The organism is Anaerotaenia torta, assembly GCF_050433395.1.
GTDB lineage: Bacteria > Bacillota > Clostridia > Lachnospirales > Lachnospiraceae > Mobilitalea > Mobilitalea torta.
Genome location: NZ_JBNPXH010000005.1, coordinates 69,749 through 89,183, shown reverse-complemented (window position 1 = coordinate 89,183; position 19,435 = coordinate 69,749). Strand labels below are relative to the sequence as shown.

Below are 19,435 nucleotides of genomic sequence, written 5' to 3'. Positions count from 1 at the left end.
AGAAGAAAAGAGGCGTGTGAATGGACAGATATGGCGTAGAAGAGACAAAGCGTACGAGGGTAGGGCTGTATGATCCCCGATTTGAACATGATAACTGCGGAATCGGTGCAGTCGTTAATATCAAGGGCGTAAAAACCCATGAAACCGTGGCCGATGCGTTAAAGATTGTTGAGAATCTGGAACACCGTGCCGGAAAGGATGCGGAAGGAAAGACCGGGGACGGTGTCGGAATCCTGCTTCAGATCTCCCATAAATTCTTTGCAAAGGAAGCGCAGCAGCTTCACATCGACCTCGGCAAAGAGCGGGATTACGGCATCGGCATGTTCTTCTTTCCCCAGGAGGAGCTGTCCAGAAACCAGGCGAAGAAGATGTTCGAAATCATCGTGGAAAAGGAAGGAATGGAGTTCTTGGGATGGCGGGAGGTTCCCATTGCGCCGGATATCCTGGGGCAAAGGGCGGTGGAATGTATGCCCTGTATCCAGCAGGGCTTTGTAAAGAGACCCCAGGGCGTGAAGAAAGGGCTGGAATTTGACCGGAAGCTCTATATTGCCAGAAGGGTGTTTGAGCAGAGCAACGACAATACCTATGTGGTATCCCTGTCCAGCCGCACCATCGTATATAAGGGGATGTTCCTTGTAAAACAGCTTCGCAGGTTCTTTGCGGATTTGCAGCAGGAGGACTATGAATCCGCCATTGCCATCGTTCATTCCCGTTTCAGCACCAACACCAATCCAAGCTGGCACAGGGCCCATCCCAACCGGCTGATCGTGCACAACGGTGAAATCAATACCATCCGGGGCAATGTGGATAAGATGCTGGCCAGGGAAGAGACCATGCAGTCAAGGTATCTGAATAAGGAGCTTCATAAGATTCTTCCCGTAATCAACACGGAAGGCTCCGACTCCGCCATGCTGGACAATGCCCTGGAATTCCTGGTCATGAGCGGCATGGAGCTGCCTCTCGCCGTCATGATAACCATACCGGAGCCCTGGACCAATGACCAGAATATGAGCCGGGAGAAGAAGGATTTCTACCAGTATTATGCCACCATGATGGAGCCCTGGGACGGCCCGGCCTCCATTCTTTTCAGCGACGGGGATATCATGGGCGCAGTCCTTGACCGCAACGGCTTAAGACCCTCCCGTTATTATATCACAGACGATGACCATGTGATTCTTTCCTCCGAGGTGGGAGTGCTGGAGATTGCCCCGGAGAAGATTGTGAAGAAGGAGCGGCTGCGTCCCGGCAAGATGCTCTTAGTGGATACGGTAAAGGGCTGTGTCATTGACGACGAGGATTTAAAGAACAGCTATGCCGGCCGCAGCCCCTACGGCGAATGGCTGGACAGCAATCTGGTGAAATTAAAGAATCTTCCCATCCCCAACCAGAAGGTATGGGAGTATGAGGACGAGGAAAGAGCAAGGCTTCAAAAAGCCTTCGGCTATACCTATGAGGATTACAGAACCGCCATCCTTCCCATGGCAAGAACCGGAGGGGAGCCGGTGGCGGCAATGGGCGCCGACAGCCCCCTTCCCATCCTGTCAGGGAGCAACCCTCCGTTGTTCAGCTATTTCCGCCAGATGTTCGCCCAGGTGACCAATCCGCCCATTGATGCCATCCGGGAAGAAATCGTCACCGCTACGGATGTTTATATCGGTGAAGACGGCAATCTCCTGGAGGAAGCGGCGAAAAACTGCAAGGTGCTTAAGATCCACAACCCCATCCTCACCAGCACGGACCTGTTAAAGATCAAATCCATGAAAATACCGGGCTTCAAGGTGGAGACCATTCCCATCATATATTATAAAAATACCTCCCTGGAGAGAGCACTCGATCATATCTTTGTGGAAGCGGACCGTGCCTACAAGGAGGGCGCCAATGTCCTGATCCTTTCCGACAGAGGTGTGGATGAGAACCATGTGGCGATTCCTTCCCTTCTTGCCGTATCCGCCATGCAGCAGCATCTGGTCAGAACCAGAAAGAGGACGGCTGTGGCGATGATTTTAGAGAGCGGGGAGCCAAGAGAGGTGCATCATTTTGCCACTCTGCTGGGCTACGGTGCCTGTGCCGTGAATCCCTACCTGGCCCAGGAGACCATTAAGCAGCTCATCACCAATAATATGCTGGACAAAGATTATTATGCGGCGGTAAATGACTATAATAAGGCCATTTTAAAAGGGATCGTTAAGATTGCTTCCAAGATGGGAATTTCAACGATCCAGTCCTACCAGGGCTCCAAGATATTTGAAGCCATCGGCATCAGCGATCAGGTCATCGATAAATACTTTACTCATACGGTAAGCAGAATCGGAGGTATTACCATAAAGGATATAGAAAAGCAGGTAGAGGAGCTTCATTCCGGAGCCTTTGATCCTCTGGGCTTAAATACGGACCTGACCCTGGAAAACAGCGGCAATCATAAGCTAAGAAGCGGGAAGGAGGAGCATCTCTACAACCCCCAGACCATCCACCATCTGCAGAAAGCCACCAGAACAGGGGATTACGGGCTTTTTAAGGAATATACAAAGCTGATTGAGAAGGAAGAGGAAGGCGTTAATTTAAGAGGTCTTCTGGACTTTAACTTTCCAGAGACAGGCATTCCCATCGAGGAAGTAGAAAGTGCGGACTCCATTATAAAGCGCTTTAAGACCGGAGCCATGTCCTATGGTTCCATCTCCCAGGAGGCCCATGAGACCCTGGCCATCGCCATGAATATGTTAGGCGGCAAGTCCAACAGCGGGGAGGGCGGTGAAAGTCTGGAACGCCTTACCGTGGGAAGGGACGGTTTTAATAAATGTTCGGCCATTAAGCAGGTGGCATCCGGGCGTTTTGGTGTTACCAGCCAGTATCTTGTCAGCGCAAAGGAAATACAGATCAAGATGGCACAGGGGGCAAAGCCCGGTGAGGGCGGTCAGCTTCCCGCGGAAAAGGTCTATCCCTGGATAGCCAAAACCAGGCATTCCACCCCCGGCGTGGGACTCATCTCCCCGCCTCCCCACCATGATATCTATTCCATTGAGGATCTGGCACAGCTGATCTATGACCTTAAGAATTCCAATAAGAACGCCAGAATCTCTGTGAAGCTGGTTTCAGAAGCGGGAGTCGGAACCGTTGCCGCCGGTGTGGCAAAGGCAGGGGCCCAGGTAATTCTCATCTCCGGCTTTGACGGAGGTACCGGAGCGGCACCGGGGAATTCCATTCACAATGCCGGACTTCCCTGGGAGCTGGGGCTTGCGGAGACCCATCAGACCCTGCTTATGAACGGCCTGCGTTCCAGAGTAATGGTGGAGACCGACGGTAAGCTGATGACCGGAAGGGATGTTGTAATTGCGGCGCTCCTCGGGGCGGAGGAATTCGGTTTTGCAACAGCACCCCTGGTAACTCTGGGCTGTGTGATGATGCGTGTATGCAACCTGGATACCTGTCCTGTGGGTGTTGCCACCCAGAATCCGGAGCTGAGAAAGAATTTTAAAGGAAAGCCGGAATATGTGGTGAATTTTATGCGCTTTATTGCGGAAGAAGTAAGAGAATATATGGCGAGACTGGGTGTCAGAAGGCTGGAGGAATTGGTCGGAAGAAGCAGTCTGCTGAAAGCAAAGGACACCGTCAGGATTGGAAGAGCGGCAAGAATTGATCTTTCCCGGATCCTTGACAATTCCTTTGCCGGAGATACGAAAGAGGCTCATTTTAATCCTGGAAGGAGATATGATTTCGGCCTGGAGAATACCCTTGATGAAAAGGTCTTGTTAAAGAAGCTGAAAACTGCTCTTGCGTCCGGTCAATCCAAACGGATGGAAGCGGAGGTATCCAACACCGACCGCACCTTTGGAACCATTCTGGGTTCGGAGATAACCAGAGCCCATGGCACCTCTCTGGAGGAGGATACCTATGTGATCCAATGCAAGGGAAGCGGCGGACAGAGCTTCGGAGCGTTCATCCCTAAGGGGCTTACCCTGATCCTTTCCGGCGACAGCAATGACTATTTCGGAAAAGGCCTTTCCGGCGGCAAGCTGGTGGTATATCCCCCGAAGGGAACGAGATTTGAGGCGGATCAGAACATCATCATCGGAAATGTGGCCCTGTATGGTGCCACCAGCGGGAAGGTATTCATCAACGGTGTGGCGGGAGAGCGCTTCTGCGTACGTAACTCCGGTGCCAGTGCCGTTGTGGAAGGCGTGGGTGATCACGGCTGTGAATACATGACGGGCGGAAGAGTGGTTGTTCTTGGCACTACCGGAAAGAATTTTGCGGCGGGGATGAGCGGCGGCATTGCTTATGTATTGGATGAAGGCAGCAGCCTGTATAAGAAGCTGAATAAAGAGATGGTATCCGTGGAAGCCGTTACGGAAAAATATGATGTTCTGGAGCTGAAGAATATGATAACGGAGCATGTGGAAGCCACCGGCTCGGCGAAAGGCAAGGATATTCTGGAACACTTTATGGAGTATCTGCCGAAATTTAAGAAAATCATTCCTTATGACTACAGCCGTATGCTTATGACCATCGTCCGGATGGAAGAGAAGGGATTGAGCAAAGAGCAGGCACAGATAGAGGCGTTTTTCGCCAACACCAGAACCGTATGAAGAGAAGGAGGTAAGAAGCGATGGGAAAACCAACGGGATTTATGGAATATGAGAGAAAACGAAGGAAGGGGCTTGCTCCTCTTGAACGTATCACGAATTTTAACGAATTTCACATTCCCCTTTCCGAAGAAGAGCAGAAAATCCAGGGGGCAAGATGTATGGATTGCGGTGTCCCCTTCTGCCAGTCAGGCGTTATCTTAAATGGCATGACCTCAGGCTGTCCTTTAAATAATCTGGTACCGGAATGGAATGACCTGCTGTATAACGGAAACCTGGAGCAGGCCTTCAAGCGCCTGTTTAAGACCAATAATTTCCCGGAATTTACGGGAAGGGTATGCCCGGCTCCCTGTGAGCCGGCCTGCACCTGCAATGTGGTGACCGATCCGGTGGCTATTAAGGAAAATGAGTTAAGTATTATCGAACATGGTTATAAATCAGGCTTTGTATCTCCCCAGCCTCCTAAGATAAGAACCGGGAAAAAGGTTGCGGTCATAGGCTCCGGCCCTTCCGGCCTTGCGGCGGCGGACCAGTTAAACAAAAGAGGGCACCTGGTGACGGTATTTGAGCGTTCCGACCGCATCGGAGGGCTGCTGATGTACGGCATTCCCAACATGAAGCTGGAGAAGCACATCATTGAACGCAGAATCTCCATTATGAAAGAAGAAGGCGTGATCTTTATAACAGGAGCGGATGTCGGTAAGAATTATAAGGCTTCTGATATCCGAAAGGAATTTGACAGCATTATTCTTGCCTGCGGAGCTTCCAGGCCGAGAGACATCAAGGCCCCAGGAAGGGAGGCCGGGGGAATCTATTTTGCTGTGGATTTCTTAAAGGGTGTTACCAAGAGCTTTCTTGATTCCGGCTTTGAGGATCATGCCTGTGTTAATACGAAGGATAAGAATGTGGTGGTCATCGGCGGAGGGGATACGGGAAATGATTGTGTCGGCACCAGCATCAGACAGGGGGCAAAGTCCGTTCTTCAGGTAGAAATGCTGCCAAAGCCCCCGGAAAGCAGAACGGAAGACAATCCCTGGCCGGAGTGGCCCAAGATCCTAAAGACAGACTACGGTCAGGAGGAAGCCATTGCTGTATTCGGTCAGGATCCCAGAGTGTATGAAACCACCGTCAAGGAATTTATTGCGGATAAGGAAGGCAGCCTTACCAGGATTAAGCTTGTTAAGCTCTGCAGTAAATACGATGCACAGGCGGGACGCTCCGTCATGGAGGAAATTCCGGGAAGCGAATATGTGGTGGAAGCGGACTATGTCTTCATAGCGGCAGGCTTCCTGGGAACGGAAGAATATGTGGCAAAGGCTTTTGATGTGGAATTAAATGCAAGAAGCAATGTGGCAACCCAGGAAGGCTCCTACCGGACCAGCAACGGAGAAATCTTTGTGACCGGTGATATGCACCGGGGCCAGTCCTTAGTGGTATGGGCGATCAGAGAAGGCAGGGAAGCGGCAAAGGCAGTGGATGAACACTTAATGGGCTACAGTAACCTGTAGGGCCAACCCAGGTCAGTCCCTGTTCTTTCCTTCATAATAAGCGTCAATTCCATTGCAGATTCCTTGAACCAGCTTGTCCTGATATTCCTCCTCCTGCATCAGAGTATCTTCCTTCTTATTGCTCATATAGCCCATTTCGATCACACTGACGGGGATAGTGCACCAATTAATGCCGCTTAAGTCGTCCCTGGCGATGGCTCCCCGGTTCTTGGCTTTTGTGAGCTTACACATAGAATCGACGATTGCCTTGGACAGGGCATAGCTATCCTCGCTCAGATGGGACACATAGGGATTATCCTTGGAGGGATAGAGGGTGCTGGTTCCGCTGACGCTGGAGTTCTCGGAGCCGTCCGCGTGAATACGGATAAAGAGATCGGCGCCGCTTTCATTGGCCATGTCGGCACGCTCCTTATTGCTTATGTCTACATCATGGGTTTCCCGGATCATAAAGACATCGTATCCGCGGTTGATCAGCTCTTCCTTGACCTTGAGAGCAATTACCAGGGTAAGCTTGTATTCGGGAACCTTTGTGGCAACCCCCTGGGTTCCTGAGGTCACCTTGGCTTTTTTTGTTTTAGCACCCGGGCCGACGGGCTCCTTTTTGCTGTTTCCCTTGCCCTGATGCCCGGCATCGATGGCGATCATCCGCTTCTTGGGCTCCTTCTCTTCCTCTGAAGCCGGCTCCTCCTTCTGTTTTTTATCGGATTTTTTGGGTGAAGCGTTATCCGGCCGGGAGCTGGAGTCTTTCTTTTCATAAGAAGAGCTATCCTGTTGTTTCTTCGTGGGAGAAGCGGTGGGTGTTGGTGTGGTAGCCGCCTTTGCCATCAGCGCCGTCATCTCCGCCGGTTCCTGCTTCTTAAGGCAGGCGGACAGGGACAGGGAGAGGAGCAGAAGCAGCACAGCGCCGAAAGCTGTCAGTAGTTTATAATTTCGTCTCATCATAGGGGATGTCCTCCTTATATCATCCTTCCCGGTTCTTGTACAAGGATCTTTTTCTTAATTATAAGGGAAAGAAGAGGGGGAAGCAAGTCATTATGAAAAATGACAGAATTCTATTGACAGGCCCCCCATTATTGGATATGATTAAACGGTACAATTTATATTTTATATATTTAATGCTAGGGGAGCCCAGGGCTGAGAGGCGTATTGATAATACGCTGACCCTTACTACTTGATCCGGATAATGCCGGCGGAAGGAAGCAATCAAGTGGCCCCTCCTATGCGCAATGAAAAGGAGGATTTTTTTATGTTACAAAAGGTATTTGACTTTCTGGTAGTAACGGATGCAGAGTCCGGAAGCTACTCTCCGACCACAGCGGGAAATGTGGCGTTATTTCTGGTTATAGCGCTGTTATTCCTTGCCATGTTTATCTTCGGCGGAAGCAGCAAGAAGAAGCTGGATGCAAAGCAGCTGGCCTTCGCGGCGGTAGCGGTGGCCTTATCGGTAATCACCTCCATATTTACGGTGGTTAACTTTCCCTTTGGAGGCTCTATTACGCTGTTCCGTATGTTCTTTATCTGCTACATCGGCTATCTCTATGGTGCCAGAACAGGTGTATTAACCGGAATTGCCTGCGGCTTGCTGGATTTGATTCTGAAGCCCTATGTGGTCCATCCGGTGCAGCTGCTTCTGGATTATCCCGTTGCCTTCGGGTGTCTCGGATTATCCGGTGTCTTTGCAAAATCCAAGTTGGGAATGGCCAAGGGATATATTCTGGGAGTGGCAGGGAGATATCTGTGCCACGTACTCACCGGCGTTATTTTCTTCTCCATCTACGCAGGAAATAAAAATCCCTGGATCTATTCCTTTGGCTATAATGCGTCCTATATTGTTCCGGAGGCGGCTGTCACGCTGATACTTTTATTCATTCCTCCGGTTCAGGCATCTTTGAACCAGATAAAGCGCCAGGCGGCATAGCGGACAAAAGCCTTGAACGGCTTCCGTCTTGAGGAGGAGAAAGAGCGTCCGGCTCTTAGATCCATGTCCTGCAGGATGGGACCGGCAAGGCTTTCTTGTCAGTTCGTCCTATACGACAAAATGCTCCGCAGGATGCACATGCCGGACTCTTTATTTCTATTTTGCTGCTCTGACAATGGCAGTATAGATTCCGGAGAGTTTATACCAGGTTGCCATATCCGTGTTTCCGGTTGGCGCAAGATCGAAGAGCTGCTGGAACACTTGCACGGCATCCATTGTTCTGCTGTTGTACCGGCCGTCTGCCGTGATTTTTGGAATTATGCCGTAGGCATCGGAGATGCGGTTTAATTGTTCCTGAAGAATTCTGACATATGCCCCTGACGCATTAAGACACAAGTCCGAACCCGGCCAGAGATAAGGAGCCCCTGAAACCTCCGCGGCAACATTGATATAGATGGAATTTCCATAGTAATTTCTTAAAATCTCCATAGCGGTTCTGCCCTGGTCTCCCAGCTTTTTTGCCTCCCACAGCGGCATCCAGCTGGGGCAGGGGATATTCCTGCCGTCACAGTATTGGATCAGAATCGGCTGCTGTATGCCGGGCCTTGAAAGGTAATTCGTAAACATGCGGTCGACGATCCGGCTGATATTTTCATAGATATTGCGTCCGGGAACCCATTTGTGGTCAAAGGCTGAGGAGGAGGTCACCGTAAAAGGAAAGCCCTGGTCGCGGTACCACTCCGTACAAACCCGGTTCAGGGTGAAGGAGAGAATGGCAAGGACGACAGCGGTCAGGGTTTCCTCGGACCAGGTGGGGTAGCTTTCACCGGAAGCGATATTCTTGATGTAATCCCGAAAGCGGACATAATGATTTACCGCGGTTTGATCCGTGGGAAAACCGTCGTGGACAATAATGAATTCAGGAATGACAATGCTGCCGGTTATGATTTCTTTTCCTTCCTCCGTGGTCTTTACCTCACTTTCGGCTATTTTGGGAGGATAATCACCAGAAAGTACATGGGAGGGTACGTGATAGAGGATGTCCTTCTCTCCTGACTCCGGGGTTATGACCGTCGGCAAAAGGGCAAGGGTGTCCGGAAAAACCTCTGTATTCTGTACCATTACCCCAGGACAGCCGGGAGAGGAGATCCGGATTGTGTACTCAGAATAGGGCTGCATGGCAGAGGGCTCCTGGCTGTAATCCGGGGAAGGGGCAGGTAAGCTGACTTCAGGTGTCAATCCCGAAGCATCGGTAATTACTTCTTCCAAAATGGTATCAGGAGAGGCCGCCGGGGAAATGGTAACCCTTACTCCGGAGACGGGTGACAGGCCGGGGGTGACAGTGCGGACCTTCAAGTGCCCCAGATTCTGGGTTTCCGGCGCTGCCGGATAGATACGGGAGCTGTGCTGCCCTTCCGATATAGATGACTTCACCTTCCGGTAATTCATATGGTATACCTCCTGCATTGTTTTACAATTACTGACCAATCCGGGTGACTCCCACATAGATGTTGGAGATTCGGTACCAGGTACGTTGGTCTACGACACCGGTAACCGGCAGGTCAAAGATACCCTGGAAGGTTCTGACGGCTTCCGCTGTCTGGGGCCCGAAGTTTCCGTCCACGGCTACCTTGGGAATAGCGGTATAGACATCACTGATACGGTTCAGCTGGTTCTGAATGGTTCTGACAGCATCACCGTCGGCTCCCAGGGTAAGATCGCTGCCGGGCCAGGAGACGGGCACACCGGAGACCTCTACCGCGGTATTGATATACATCGAATCACCGTAGAAATGCCTTAATATCTCTATTGCCGAGTAATTCTGATCCCCCAGACTCTTGGAACCCCACTGCGTCATCCATCCGGGACAGCTGACGCGGTTGCCGTCGCAGTACTGGGTCAGGATGGGCTGGGTGATGCCGGGCCTGGAAAGATAGTTGGTGAAGATGGAGTCCACAACCAGCCCGATATTATTAAAAATATTACGGCCGTTAATCCATTTGTGATCATAGGCGGTAGAAGAGGTAATGGTGAAATTATATCCCTGGTTGCGGTACCACTCCGTATAAACCCGGTTCATGGTAAAGGAAAGGATGGCGAGAACATTGGCGTAAATCGTCTGCTCCGGCCAGGTGGCATAGATCTCGCTGGATGCCACATTCTTAATATAATCCCGGAAACGTACATAATGATTGGTGGCCTGGGAGGCCGGGGGGCCGTCATGTACCACAACAAATTCCGGTACGACCACCCGGCTCAAAACGATTTCTCCGCTTTCATCCGTGGGCTTGACCTCGGCCTCCGGTATTTTCGGCGGATATTCGTAATAAAGTGTGTGGGGGAGGATAACATAGGTAGAATGGGAGCTGTCCGTTGCGGGAGAAAGCATCTCCACATTCTGTTCCGCCCTCTGGTCGGCCAGAATCTGTACGCCTGAGAAAAAGGCGCTCTCCAGATTGGGGGCGGTAATACGCAGATCATATTCGGAATAAGGCTGGATTTCCGAGGGCTCCAGGCTGAGATCGATGGGAGGAGCCGGAAGCGGCACGTCCGGAGTCAAGCCGGATTCGTCGGTGGTGAGCTGTTCGATAACCTGGGTGGGATTGTTGGGTGCGGTGATGGACACGGTAGCGCCCGGAACCGGCGCCACACCGTCTGTAGTACAGCGGATTCGCAGCTGTCCCAGAGCCTGGGTTTCCATTTGTGCGGGGTAAACTATGCCGGAGGGAAAACGCGGGGACAGGGGCGGCCTATTGTTGGCGGGGATACTGATCTGTTTCATGGATCAAAGTATTCCTTTCGTTTTATTAATAGATTATGTCAGATGAATTCAAGATGTGAAAAGATTCCGGGTAAATAAAATAGATAAGGGTGTCAGGCACCCGGAGAAAGGGGAAAAGTGGGATGAAAAATAAATTAAGGAATATGACAGCGGTTTATATTATAAAAGGAGATCAACTTCTTATGCTGTATAGAATTGGTTCCAGGGTGGTGCAGCCCTCCTGGTGCGGCATCGGAGGACATTTTGAAGAAGGGGAGCTGAACGATCCCAGAGCATGTATTCTTCGGGAATTATATGAGGAGACAGGGATAACGGAAGAAGAACTGCAGGATCTCACCTTAAAATATATTACTCTGCGTTATACCAAAGGTGAGATCCGGCAAAATTATTATTTCTTTGCTGAATTAAAAGCGGATAAACCTCATCTGCCTTCTTGTGAGGAAGGAACATTGATGTGGGTCGGAATGAATCAGGTAATGAATAAAGAAATGCCGTATACGGCCAGGGGTGTGCTGGAGCATTACCTGTCCCTGGGAAGGCATGACCGTAAGCTCTATGCAGGAGCGGCTCAAAAGAACGGAGTCATCTTCCATGAGCTTCAGGAATTCTGATATCCATCCGCAGTGCCCCTATCGGGCCGGAATAACTTCAAGCCAGTAGCCGTCCGGATCACTGATAAAATAAATCCCCATCCCCGGATTCTCATAGCAGATGCATCCCATCTCCTTATGCTTCTCATGAGCCGCCGGATAATCATCCACCGTAAAGGCAAGATGAAACTCATTATCCCCCAGGTTATAAGGCCTGTCCCAGTCTCTGAGCCAGGTCAGCTCCAAGAGATGGTTTGTCTGCCCGTCACCGAGAAATACGATGGTGAAGTCCCCGGAAGGATGTTCATTACGTCTGGTTTCCTGCAGGCCCAAAGCCTCCCCATAAAATTTCAGGGACTTCTCCAGATCCAGAACATTTATATTGTTATGGGCAAATTTAAAGTTCATAAGCATTTTCCTCCTTCTTATATTGATCGCTCAGATTCTATTATAATACAAAGCGCTGGAAATGAAAAGAGCCATACCCTGGGGCATGGCTCTTTGTGCAGTTAACACTTTTGTCCTATCATCAAGTTATTTTACTGGTGAAACGGAATTTGTCTCCGTATTGGCTGTTTTGGAAAGAGCTGCATCCATCTCTGCCTGTATCTTGGCTCGGATCTCGGATAACTTGAACTTTTCCTCCAGGAATTTGTCAAGCTCCGTGATTAAAACGGAATCAGCCGCACCATCAGGGGTGACAGCAGCTTCGGCTTTACCACCGTTAAAGAATTCATCCAGCGCCTGATTCAGCTCGGAACCGGAGATCCGGTTCAGTTCGCTATGATTATTGAAATATCCTTCCAATAATGAAATATCCCTGGAACTGGTTATGAATACGGTACATGATGCATATTTACGGGCACCGCTCTGATCTGTTGCATCAATTTCCGCAAACAGATAGGTCATACCTATTTTCTTGGCGGAAATGCGTCCGCCGGAGCTGACCGTTGCGATAGAAGAATCGCGGCTGGAGAATCTTGCGACCTCCGTGGTATTATCCGGCTTCAGAATGACCTTAAGCACATCGTCATTATTCAGAGCGACAAACACTCTTTCCTTCGTCCACTTAACACTAATTGCGGCAGGACCCACAGTGACATCACATGTGAATGGGGGTCTATCAATGCCATCCTTAATGGTAACCGTTATAACAGTAGAACCCACCTTGTTGGCTGTAATCATACCGTCATCACTAACAGAAGCAACTTCCGCATCGTCGGATTTAAAGCTTACCTTTGAATTTTCACCCAAGTTATAAACCTTTAATGGAAAGGACTTGCCTTTAACCAATGTAACGCTTTTTAAATTTAATCTGCAGCTTTCTGGTTTCTCTTTCTCAACAACGGTTGCCTGTGCTGTTAACGTATTAAAAGAAGTAAAAGGCAAGAGCAAGGTGAGAAAAAGAAATAAGCCAAGAGTAATAAAGCATTTACAAAAGAAATTCTTTTTCATGGCTATTCCTCCGAGTTTTTGGAAATCCCTTTTGTCACATCCTATCAATTCTGTTTACAGGATAACATTTGTTTTTGTCAGAAAAGTGTCATAATGTAAAAAAAATATGTATAATAAAAATTTAATATATTTCCAGGGATATTTTTCGGCCCCAGGCTCGTCTAATTTTAGAAAGCCTGCGGCCATGGCGGGGCTATGGTGAATTTGCGGCAGGAATTTTACGGAAAACACAGAGTTTTGGCAAGCAGGAATTTTTGATAAGTTTTTCTACTTGTTTCAAGCCTCCCAATACTATATAATAAGGCGTGGGAGAACACACTCAGAATAACGAAGGATGCAGAAGAGAAAAGGGAAAAGAACGAGGAAGGGAGAATTTGATAATGCAGCATATATTAATCGCTGACGACAATCACGATATAACGGATATTTTATCTACTTACTCCAGAATGGAAGGCTTTGAACCTGTTGTAGCGGGGGACGGCGAGGAAGCAATCCGTCTTTTCACCCAATACAACCCTGATGTAGTCCTGTTGGATGTGATGATGCCCAAGGAGGACGGATACGAGGTCTGCAGGAAGATCCGAAGCAAGTCCAATGTCCCGGTCATTCTGATTACGGCACGGGGAGAGGATTTTGACAAGATTATGGGTCTTGATATCGGGGCGGATGATTATATTGTAAAGCCTTTCAGCCCCAGGGAGGTAATGGCCCGGGTAAGGGCCGTGATGAGACGGATGGCTAAGAATGCCAAGGAGGCTTCTCCGGAAAATGTCCTGGTTATTGGCAATTTGGAGATTAACCTGGACGAATATACCCTACATATCTCAGGCACCAAAATTGCCCTTACAAAGAAAGAGATTGAGACCATGTGGACGCTGGCTTCCAATCCCAACAAGGTTTTCACCAGGGATAACCTCCTGGACAGCCTGTGGGGCTTTGATTATTTTGGTGACAGCAGAACGGTAGATTCCCACATTAAGCGTCTGCGATCCAAGCTGGATGTGGTGGAGCATCCCAGCTGGACCATTAAGACCATCTGGGGAGTTGGTTATAAATTTGAGATTGAAGAGAAATAAATGGAGATTCCTATGTCAAAGGATACAAAAGTACATATCCATAACCGGCTGTTCTTCAAGCTCTATCTGAACTATGCGGTAATGCTGCTGGTGACGGCGGTGCTGATCTGCCTTATCTTCATGAGGCTCTATGGTGACATGACCATGGACAGGAAGATTAAAGAAATGAAGCGTCAGGCGGATACCATAAGCACCATGGCCACGAATTATATTATCAGCGGGAAAGAAGGGTATCTGGAGGACATTAGTATAATAAAGAGTGTCAATGACTGGGATATCTGGACTGTGTCCAATCCAAAGGCAGTGAATCCCATGAGCTCTTCCCTGGAGACAGGCGATTCCTATGAGGAATTCACAGCTCTTGAGGGGTATGCCCCCTATGTGGAAAGCATTAACGAAGCGTTTCAGGACAGAGTAAATGATGATCAGCGCTATGATGAGCTCTATGAGCAGAATATCATAACGGTGTCCGCGCCCATTTACGGAGCAGGACGGGAGGTTGTGGGAGCAATTCTCATCGTCGGCTTCAACCAGGACCAGACGGATCTGGTGGAAAGCAGCCTGAGCATGATCATTATGAGCAGCGTGGTTGCCCTGGGGATATCGTTTATCATTATTATTATCTTTGCCACGGAATTGTCCCTGCCTATCGCAAGAATGCGTGTTACGGCGCTGGAGCTGGCAGCCGGGAACTTCAAAGCGAAGACCGGAATTAAAAGGGATGATGAGCTGGGCGACCTGGCGAAGACCGTGGATATTCTTTCCGAGAAGCTGCTGGAGAATGATATTGAGCGCAAGAGGCTGGATCAGATGAGGTTTGATTTTTTTGCCAATGTGTCCCACGAGCTGAGAACCCCCATCACCGTAATCCGGGCCTATACGGAGACCCTTGCCGACGGAGTGGTGCAGGACGAAGAGAAGGTGCAGCAGTATCACAACCGCATGCTTTCCGAGTGCAAATCCATGGAACGTCTGGTAGGAGACCTTCTGCTGCTGTCCAAAATGCAGAATCCGGATTTTGCCATTGAAAGGGAACCGGTCAATCTGAACCAGGTATTTGAAGATATCCTGCGCAGTGCCGGAGCCATTGCGGAAAAGAAGCAAATCACCATTAATATCGTGAAGGATTCTCCCATGCATATGATCCTGGGCGATTATGACCGCTTAAGACAAATGTTCCTGGTTATTCTGGATAATGCTGTCAAATTTTCTGAGGAAAATAAGACGGTATACATAAAAATCAGCAGGGAGGATAAAATAAAGGTATCCATTCGTGATGAGGGAATCGGAATTGAAGAATCAGACTTAAATAATATTTTTGAAAAATTCTACAAGTCCAATCTTCGCCATAATGCCAGCGGAACCGGTCTCGGCCTGGCAATCGCAAGGCAGATTGCATTCAAGCACGAAGGAGAGATACAGGTGACCTCCACTCCGGGGGTGGGATCGGAATTTACCTTTCTGTTTCCTCCCTTTGATGAGGAATTAGCGTAGAAGGAAAAAAGTTACTCTGATAAAAACTGATAAAAATCTTGAAAAATAGATTATAATAGAGTATAATACAAATATAGAAATTCCTGAGATGTTCGACACTCCTGTTATTTTGAACCTACATGATTAAAAAGGGATTCCTATTATTCGTGAGTGGATGTCAGGCCGCCGTTTGCAGCGGAAGGCAGAAGCTTATGTGCGGTTACCCACCTAGCTTTGCTAGGAGTCAAAATACAGGAAACGGCATTTTGGGTGTAATACTAATGATGAAAGCGGCTGTGGGCCGCTTTTTTTCGTTTTGTACTTGTCATTTCAGGACAAGATATCTTATAATAAAGCATGAATAAGAATGCTGATCGAGGATGAACATAATTTGTATCTGACTGGGACAAGGAGAGAAAAGAGCATGAGTAGTTTTATAAATAACGGGATGATAGAAGCGGCGGCATTGACACCGGAGTCAATACAGATTGGAAATCCCGGCTATAATGTAGATAGAATGTTAGAACTGATCAATGAGGTTCATATTAAGAACAGTAATGGGGAAAGACACACAAGAATTGCGGTATTTCCGGAGCTTTGCATTACCGGTTATACCTGCGGGGATTTATTTAACCATTCCGCATTGATCGACAATGCCATGAAGGAATTGCTCCGGTTTGTGCAGCAATCCAATCATGAATTTAATCCTGTTATGTTTGTGGGAATGCCGCTGCGCAAGGATAATCAGTTATTTAATTGTGCGGTTGCCATCCATAAGGGGAAGATTCTTGGTATTATACCTAAGACATATATTCCGAACCATGGCGTATTTTACGAATTAAGATATTTTAAGCCTGCTTATGACCGGATTGATGATGAAATAACCATTGAGGGTGTCAAGTATCCCTTTACCACCAATTTACTGATTGAGGATGCAGGATCCGGTGCGGTAATTGCGGCGGATATCTGTGAGGATTTGTGGGTTCCGATTCCCCCTTCCTCCTACCACTGCCTGCATGGCGCGAATATTATAGTTAATCTGTCCGCAAGCAATGAAACCATCGGTAAATCAGATTACCGGAGAGATTTAGTGAAGATGCATTCCGCAAAGTGTATGTGCGGTTATATCTATGCATCCGCAACCTCCGATGAATCAACCACGGATAATGCCTTTTCCGGACATTGCATTATAGCCGAGAACGGGCACGTAACAGCAGAAACACAGTTCTTCCATAATACCGGAATCACCTATGGAGAAATCGACATTGAAAAATGCATCAACGACAGAGCAATGAACAGTTCTTATATGATCATCAGGGAAAAACAAGAATACAAGCATGTTTGCACCAAAACCTTTGAAAGAGTATCCCATAAATTTATTTCCGCCAGGGAATTGCCGCTTCTGCCATTTGTTCCGCAGAATATCGACAGCCGTTCTGAGGAGATTATGAATATACAGGTAACCGGATTGGCTCAGCGTCTGAAGAAAATGTCCTGTAGTAAGGCGGTCGTTGGTATATCGGGCGGATTGGATTCCACCCTGGCCTTGCTGGTAACGGTAGAAGCCTTCAAACGAAATAATTATGACAGAAAAGGTGTGGTAGGTATTACTATGCCCGGTTTTGGCACAACGGACAGAACCCTGGAAAATTCCAAGAAATTAATGAAGGCTCTGGGGATCACCTTTTTAGAGATACCCATCAGAGATGCCTGTATCCAACATTTTAAGGATATACGGCATGATATAGGGGTTCATGATATTACTTACGAGAATGTACAGGCAAGGGAAAGAACCCAGATTCTCATGGACGTAGCGAACCAATACAACGGAATCGTGGTCGGGACAGGTGATTTATCCGAGCTGGCACTGGGGTGGTGCACCTATAATGGGGACCAGATGAGCATGTACGGGGTAAACGCATCTGTTCCAAAGACGCTGGTAAGAAGTATAGTGAAATCCTATGCAAAAAAACAGAGGGATGATATCAAAGAGACCCTTTATGATATCTGTGATACTCCCATCAGTCCTGAGCTGCTGCCTCCTAACCCGGACGGAACAATTGCGCAGAAAACAGAGGAGGCCATTGGTTCTTACGAGGTGCATGATTTTGTTTTATATTACATGCTGAGATATGGGTTCGGACCGAAGAAAATATTTGACTTATATGTCAATTCATCGGAACGGAACGCGGTTAGAAAAGGAGAAAGTCCGGAAGCTATTGACAGGCAGAACATATTAAAAGATATGAGAACCTTTTATAAACGCTTCTTTGCGCAGCAGTTTAAACGCTCCTGTATGCCCGACGGCATTAAAGTGGGTTCGGTTTCGCTGTCTCCAAGAGGTGATTGGAGAATGCCCAGTGATGCATCAGCGGAAATGTGGCTGAAAGAGCTGGATGCAATTGAATAAGAAGATAAAATAGAAAGAAAAAATGGTATTCAACCGGATAAAAAAATGATATCATTATAAAAACGCTTAATATCGGCTCCCCGGTTTTGGCCTGAAACGATGGGCTGCCGGGCAGAGTAAAAGGAGATGGGCAGTAAGGGGATCATATCAACTGCGGATATCCGCAACTAAGAGGAGGAGAAGAAGTGGCACTGAAAATTATTACAGATTCGGCTTCTGATATAACACGGCAGATTAAGGAACGGTTTCATCTTCATGTAATTCCAACTCCGGTGGTGATCGATGAGAAGGATTATTTTGACGGTGAGACGATACAGCCGGAGGAGTTCTACGATATCCTGAGAAGCGGCAAGGATGTGAAGACCTATCATATCAACGCCCAGATGTTCTGCGATCACTTTGAACCCTATGCTGCGGCTGGGGATGAGGTGATTTATATCTGCTTTTCCACCGGAATTGCGGGAACCTTTAATGCTGCCAACCTGGCCAAACGAGAGCTGCTGGAAAAGTATCCGGATTTCGATATTACAATTATTGATTCCAAATGTGCCTCCCTGGGCTTTGGCATATCCGCCTATTACGCCCTGCTGATGCAGAAGAACGGTGCCTCCAAGGAGGAGATTATTGATGGAATACAGTGGCATTGCCAGCATTGTGAACAGGTATTTACCGTCAGTACTCTGGAATATCTTCTAAAGGGAGGAAGACTCAGCAAAACCTCGGCGATTGCCGGAGGACTGCTGGACATCAAGCCGATTATTCATGTCAATGACAATGGAGCATTGGAATCCATCGAGAAGGTGAGAGGCAGACAGAAGTCCCTAAAACGCCTGATTGCCATCGTGGGCGAACGGGGAGCGGATCTGGAGACCCAGACCATAGGGATTTTGCATGGAGACGATGCGGCGACGATGGAAGCGGTGAAGGAGCAGCTGTCTAAAACCTACGGCTGCCGGAATATGATTGACAATTATGTGGGCTGTGCCATAGGGGCGCACACCGGTCCCGGGATCATCGGGATCATATTCCAGAATGAGGTTTCCCCGTATAAAAGATATTTACGTGAGCAGTAAATGTATAAAAAGGATGCCGTCAAGCTGATGGTGCTGCCCTGTGGCAGCACGGAAGTACTGAGCTTTACAGCATCCTGTATGATTTATACTATTCTTTTCGTTCCGCCTTTTCCAGGGCAAGCTTAATGGCATCGATTAAAAGCTGCTGAGTGAATTTTTTGTCCTCCATAATCTCGACCCGGTCAATGGGAATGTCATTGTAAAGCTGTGTCGCGATTGCGTCCAGGGAAGGCTCTACCAGAGGATACATAGTAGTGATTGCTTCATCAATATTTTTGATGCCTACAAAGTTTATGTGGTCTTTATCCACTACCACCTCCAGGTTCAGCGTGGTGTCATTTAAGGCTATGGAGGAGGTGTAAACGCCTGCGGTATACAGACCGGTCTCTGCAGAGGAAGCTTCCTTATCTTTGTCGGGCTTGAACATAAATATGAGAAGTAGAATCAGAAGAATACCGAGCGCCGCAAAAATTACCGTATATATGATTTCTTTTAATTGGATTACGACTATTTTCGTCTTTGCCATCTCTAACCTCCGGGCATGATTTGCTTCATGTCTTAATCTTACTA

Annotated in this window: 14 protein-coding genes, 1 other RNA gene and 1 riboswitch; of the genes, 9 read left to right on the top strand and 6 right to left on the bottom strand. The window is 48.3% G+C overall.

All coding sequences use genetic code 11. The features are described from left to right. The first annotated feature begins 20 nt into the window (after nucleotides 1–20). The gene (gene gltB, locus HNQ56_RS09885; RefSeq protein ID WP_429145128.1) at nucleotides 21–4,583 is read left to right on the top strand and encodes a glutamate synthase large subunit; all 4,563 of its coding nucleotides are present in this window, start codon (nucleotides 21–23) and stop codon (nucleotides 4,581–4,583) included. Between the two features lie 20 nt (nucleotides 4,584–4,603). Beyond that, nucleotides 4,604–6,088, top strand: a complete 1,485-nt coding sequence (locus HNQ56_RS09880; protein ID WP_429145126.1) for a glutamate synthase subunit beta — start codon at nucleotides 4,604–4,606, stop codon at nucleotides 6,086–6,088. Between the two features lie 12 nt (nucleotides 6,089–6,100). Here HNQ56_RS09880 and HNQ56_RS09875 read toward each other — a convergent pair whose 3' ends face one another. After that, complete coding sequence (locus tag HNQ56_RS09875; RefSeq protein ID WP_429145123.1) at nucleotides 6,101–7,030, bottom strand: N-acetylmuramoyl-L-alanine amidase family protein; 930 nt, start codon at nucleotides 7,028–7,030, stop codon at nucleotides 6,101–6,103. A gap of 168 nt (nucleotides 7,031–7,198) precedes the next feature. After that, nucleotides 7,199–7,303, top strand: a riboswitch (TPP riboswitch). Nucleotides 7,304–7,334: 31 nt separating this feature from the next. On the opposite strand from HNQ56_RS09875, the gene thiT reads away from it, so the two are divergent. Next, nucleotides 7,335–8,006, top strand: coding sequence for an energy-coupled thiamine transporter ThiT (gene thiT / locus HNQ56_RS09870; RefSeq protein WP_429145120.1), 672 nt, complete (start codon nucleotides 7,335–7,337; stop codon nucleotides 8,004–8,006). 156 nt (nucleotides 8,007–8,162) lie between these two features. On the opposite strand, the gene HNQ56_RS09865 is transcribed toward thiT, so the two are convergent. Then, the gene (locus tag HNQ56_RS09865) at nucleotides 8,163–9,455 is read right to left on the bottom strand and encodes a peptidoglycan-binding domain-containing protein (RefSeq protein WP_429145117.1); all 1,293 of its coding nucleotides are present in this window, start codon (nucleotides 9,453–9,455) and stop codon (nucleotides 8,163–8,165) included. Nucleotides 9,456–9,483: 28 nt separating this feature from the next. Next, the gene (locus HNQ56_RS09860; protein ID WP_429145641.1) at nucleotides 9,484–10,707 is read right to left on the bottom strand and encodes a peptidoglycan-binding protein; all 1,224 of its coding nucleotides are present in this window, start codon (nucleotides 10,705–10,707) and stop codon (nucleotides 9,484–9,486) included. A gap of 203 nt (nucleotides 10,708–10,910) precedes the next feature. Here HNQ56_RS09860 and HNQ56_RS09855 point away from each other — a divergent pair, with 203 nt between their 5' ends. Then, on the top strand, nucleotides 10,911–11,399 hold the full coding sequence (locus tag HNQ56_RS09855; RefSeq protein ID WP_429145114.1) for an NUDIX domain-containing protein: 489 nt from the start codon (nucleotides 10,911–10,913) through the stop codon (nucleotides 11,397–11,399). 18 nt (nucleotides 11,400–11,417) lie between these two features. On the opposite strand, the gene HNQ56_RS09850 is transcribed toward HNQ56_RS09855, so the two are convergent. Both HNQ56_RS09850 and HNQ56_RS09845 read right to left on the bottom strand, forming a co-directional pair. Beyond that, nucleotides 11,418–11,786: a VOC family protein gene (locus tag HNQ56_RS09850; RefSeq protein WP_429145112.1), complete on the bottom strand. Its 369-nt coding sequence runs from the start codon at nucleotides 11,784–11,786 to the stop codon at nucleotides 11,418–11,420. A gap of 126 nt (nucleotides 11,787–11,912) precedes the next feature. Continuing rightward, nucleotides 11,913–12,833, bottom strand: a complete 921-nt coding sequence (locus tag HNQ56_RS09845) for an Ig-like domain-containing protein (protein WP_429145109.1) — start codon at nucleotides 12,831–12,833, stop codon at nucleotides 11,913–11,915. A 380-nt stretch (nucleotides 12,834–13,213) separates the two neighbouring features. Here HNQ56_RS09845 and HNQ56_RS09840 point away from each other — a divergent pair, with 380 nt between their 5' ends. The 5 genes from HNQ56_RS09840 to HNQ56_RS09820 all read left to right on the top strand — a co-directional run bounded on the left by HNQ56_RS09840 (nucleotide 13,214) and on the right by HNQ56_RS09820 (nucleotide 18,865). Beyond that, the gene (locus HNQ56_RS09840; RefSeq protein ID WP_429145107.1) at nucleotides 13,214–13,909 is read left to right on the top strand and encodes a response regulator transcription factor; all 696 of its coding nucleotides are present in this window, start codon (nucleotides 13,214–13,216) and stop codon (nucleotides 13,907–13,909) included. 12 nt (nucleotides 13,910–13,921) lie between these two features. Continuing rightward, entirely contained in the window at nucleotides 13,922–15,403 is a 1,482-nt protein-coding gene (locus tag HNQ56_RS09835) for a sensor histidine kinase (RefSeq protein WP_429145105.1), read from the top strand. A gap of 77 nt (nucleotides 15,404–15,480) precedes the next feature. Further along, a non-coding RNA gene (ssrS, locus tag HNQ56_RS09830) (6S RNA) lies at nucleotides 15,481–15,659 on the top strand. Nucleotides 15,660–15,806: 147 nt separating this feature from the next. Continuing rightward, entirely contained in the window at nucleotides 15,807–17,792 is a 1,986-nt protein-coding gene (locus tag HNQ56_RS09825) for an NAD(+) synthase (protein ID WP_429145103.1), read from the top strand. 185 nt (nucleotides 17,793–17,977) lie between these two features. Further along, entirely contained in the window at nucleotides 17,978–18,865 is an 888-nt protein-coding gene (locus tag HNQ56_RS09820; RefSeq protein WP_429145101.1) for a DegV family protein, read from the top strand. An 88-nt stretch (nucleotides 18,866–18,953) separates the two neighbouring features. On the opposite strand, the gene HNQ56_RS09815 is transcribed toward HNQ56_RS09820, so the two are convergent. Beyond that, nucleotides 18,954–19,391 carry a hypothetical protein gene (locus HNQ56_RS09815; protein WP_429145099.1) on the bottom strand — a complete coding sequence of 146 codons (438 nt, stop codon included), beginning with the start codon at nucleotides 19,389–19,391 and terminating at the stop codon, nucleotides 18,954–18,956. Between the last annotated feature and the right edge of the window lie 44 nt (nucleotides 19,392–19,435).

Bases quoted from the DNA above. Each gene is read 5' to 3' on its own strand.
- gltB (WP_429145128.1), top strand. From the start codon at position 21: ATGGACAGATATGGCGTAGAAGAGACAAAGCGTACGAGGGTAGGGCTG.
- HNQ56_RS09880 (WP_429145126.1), top strand. From the start codon at position 4,604: ATGGGAAAACCAACGGGATTTATGGAATATGAGAGAAAACGAAGGAAG.
- HNQ56_RS09875 (WP_429145123.1), bottom strand. From the start codon at position 7,030: ATGATGAGACGAAATTATAAACTACTGACAGCTTTCGGCGCTGTGCTG.
- thiT (WP_429145120.1), top strand. From the start codon at position 7,335: ATGTTACAAAAGGTATTTGACTTTCTGGTAGTAACGGATGCAGAGTCC.
- HNQ56_RS09865 (WP_429145117.1), bottom strand. From the start codon at position 9,455: ATGAATTACCGGAAGGTGAAGTCATCTATATCGGAAGGGCAGCACAGC.
- HNQ56_RS09860 (WP_429145641.1), bottom strand. From the start codon at position 10,707: ATGGAAACCCAGGCTCTGGGACAGCTGCGAATCCGCTGTACTACAGAC.
- HNQ56_RS09855 (WP_429145114.1), top strand. From the start codon at position 10,911: ATGAAAAATAAATTAAGGAATATGACAGCGGTTTATATTATAAAAGGA.
- HNQ56_RS09850 (WP_429145112.1), bottom strand. From the start codon at position 11,786: ATGAACTTTAAATTTGCCCATAACAATATAAATGTTCTGGATCTGGAG.
- HNQ56_RS09845 (WP_429145109.1), bottom strand. From the start codon at position 12,833: ATGAAAAAGAATTTCTTTTGTAAATGCTTTATTACTCTTGGCTTATTT.
- HNQ56_RS09840 (WP_429145107.1), top strand. From the start codon at position 13,214: ATGCAGCATATATTAATCGCTGACGACAATCACGATATAACGGATATT.
- HNQ56_RS09835 (WP_429145105.1), top strand. From the start codon at position 13,922: ATGTCAAAGGATACAAAAGTACATATCCATAACCGGCTGTTCTTCAAG.
- HNQ56_RS09825 (WP_429145103.1), top strand. From the start codon at position 15,807: ATGAGTAGTTTTATAAATAACGGGATGATAGAAGCGGCGGCATTGACA.
- HNQ56_RS09815 (WP_429145099.1), bottom strand. From the start codon at position 19,391: ATGGCAAAGACGAAAATAGTCGTAATCCAATTAAAAGAAATCATATAT.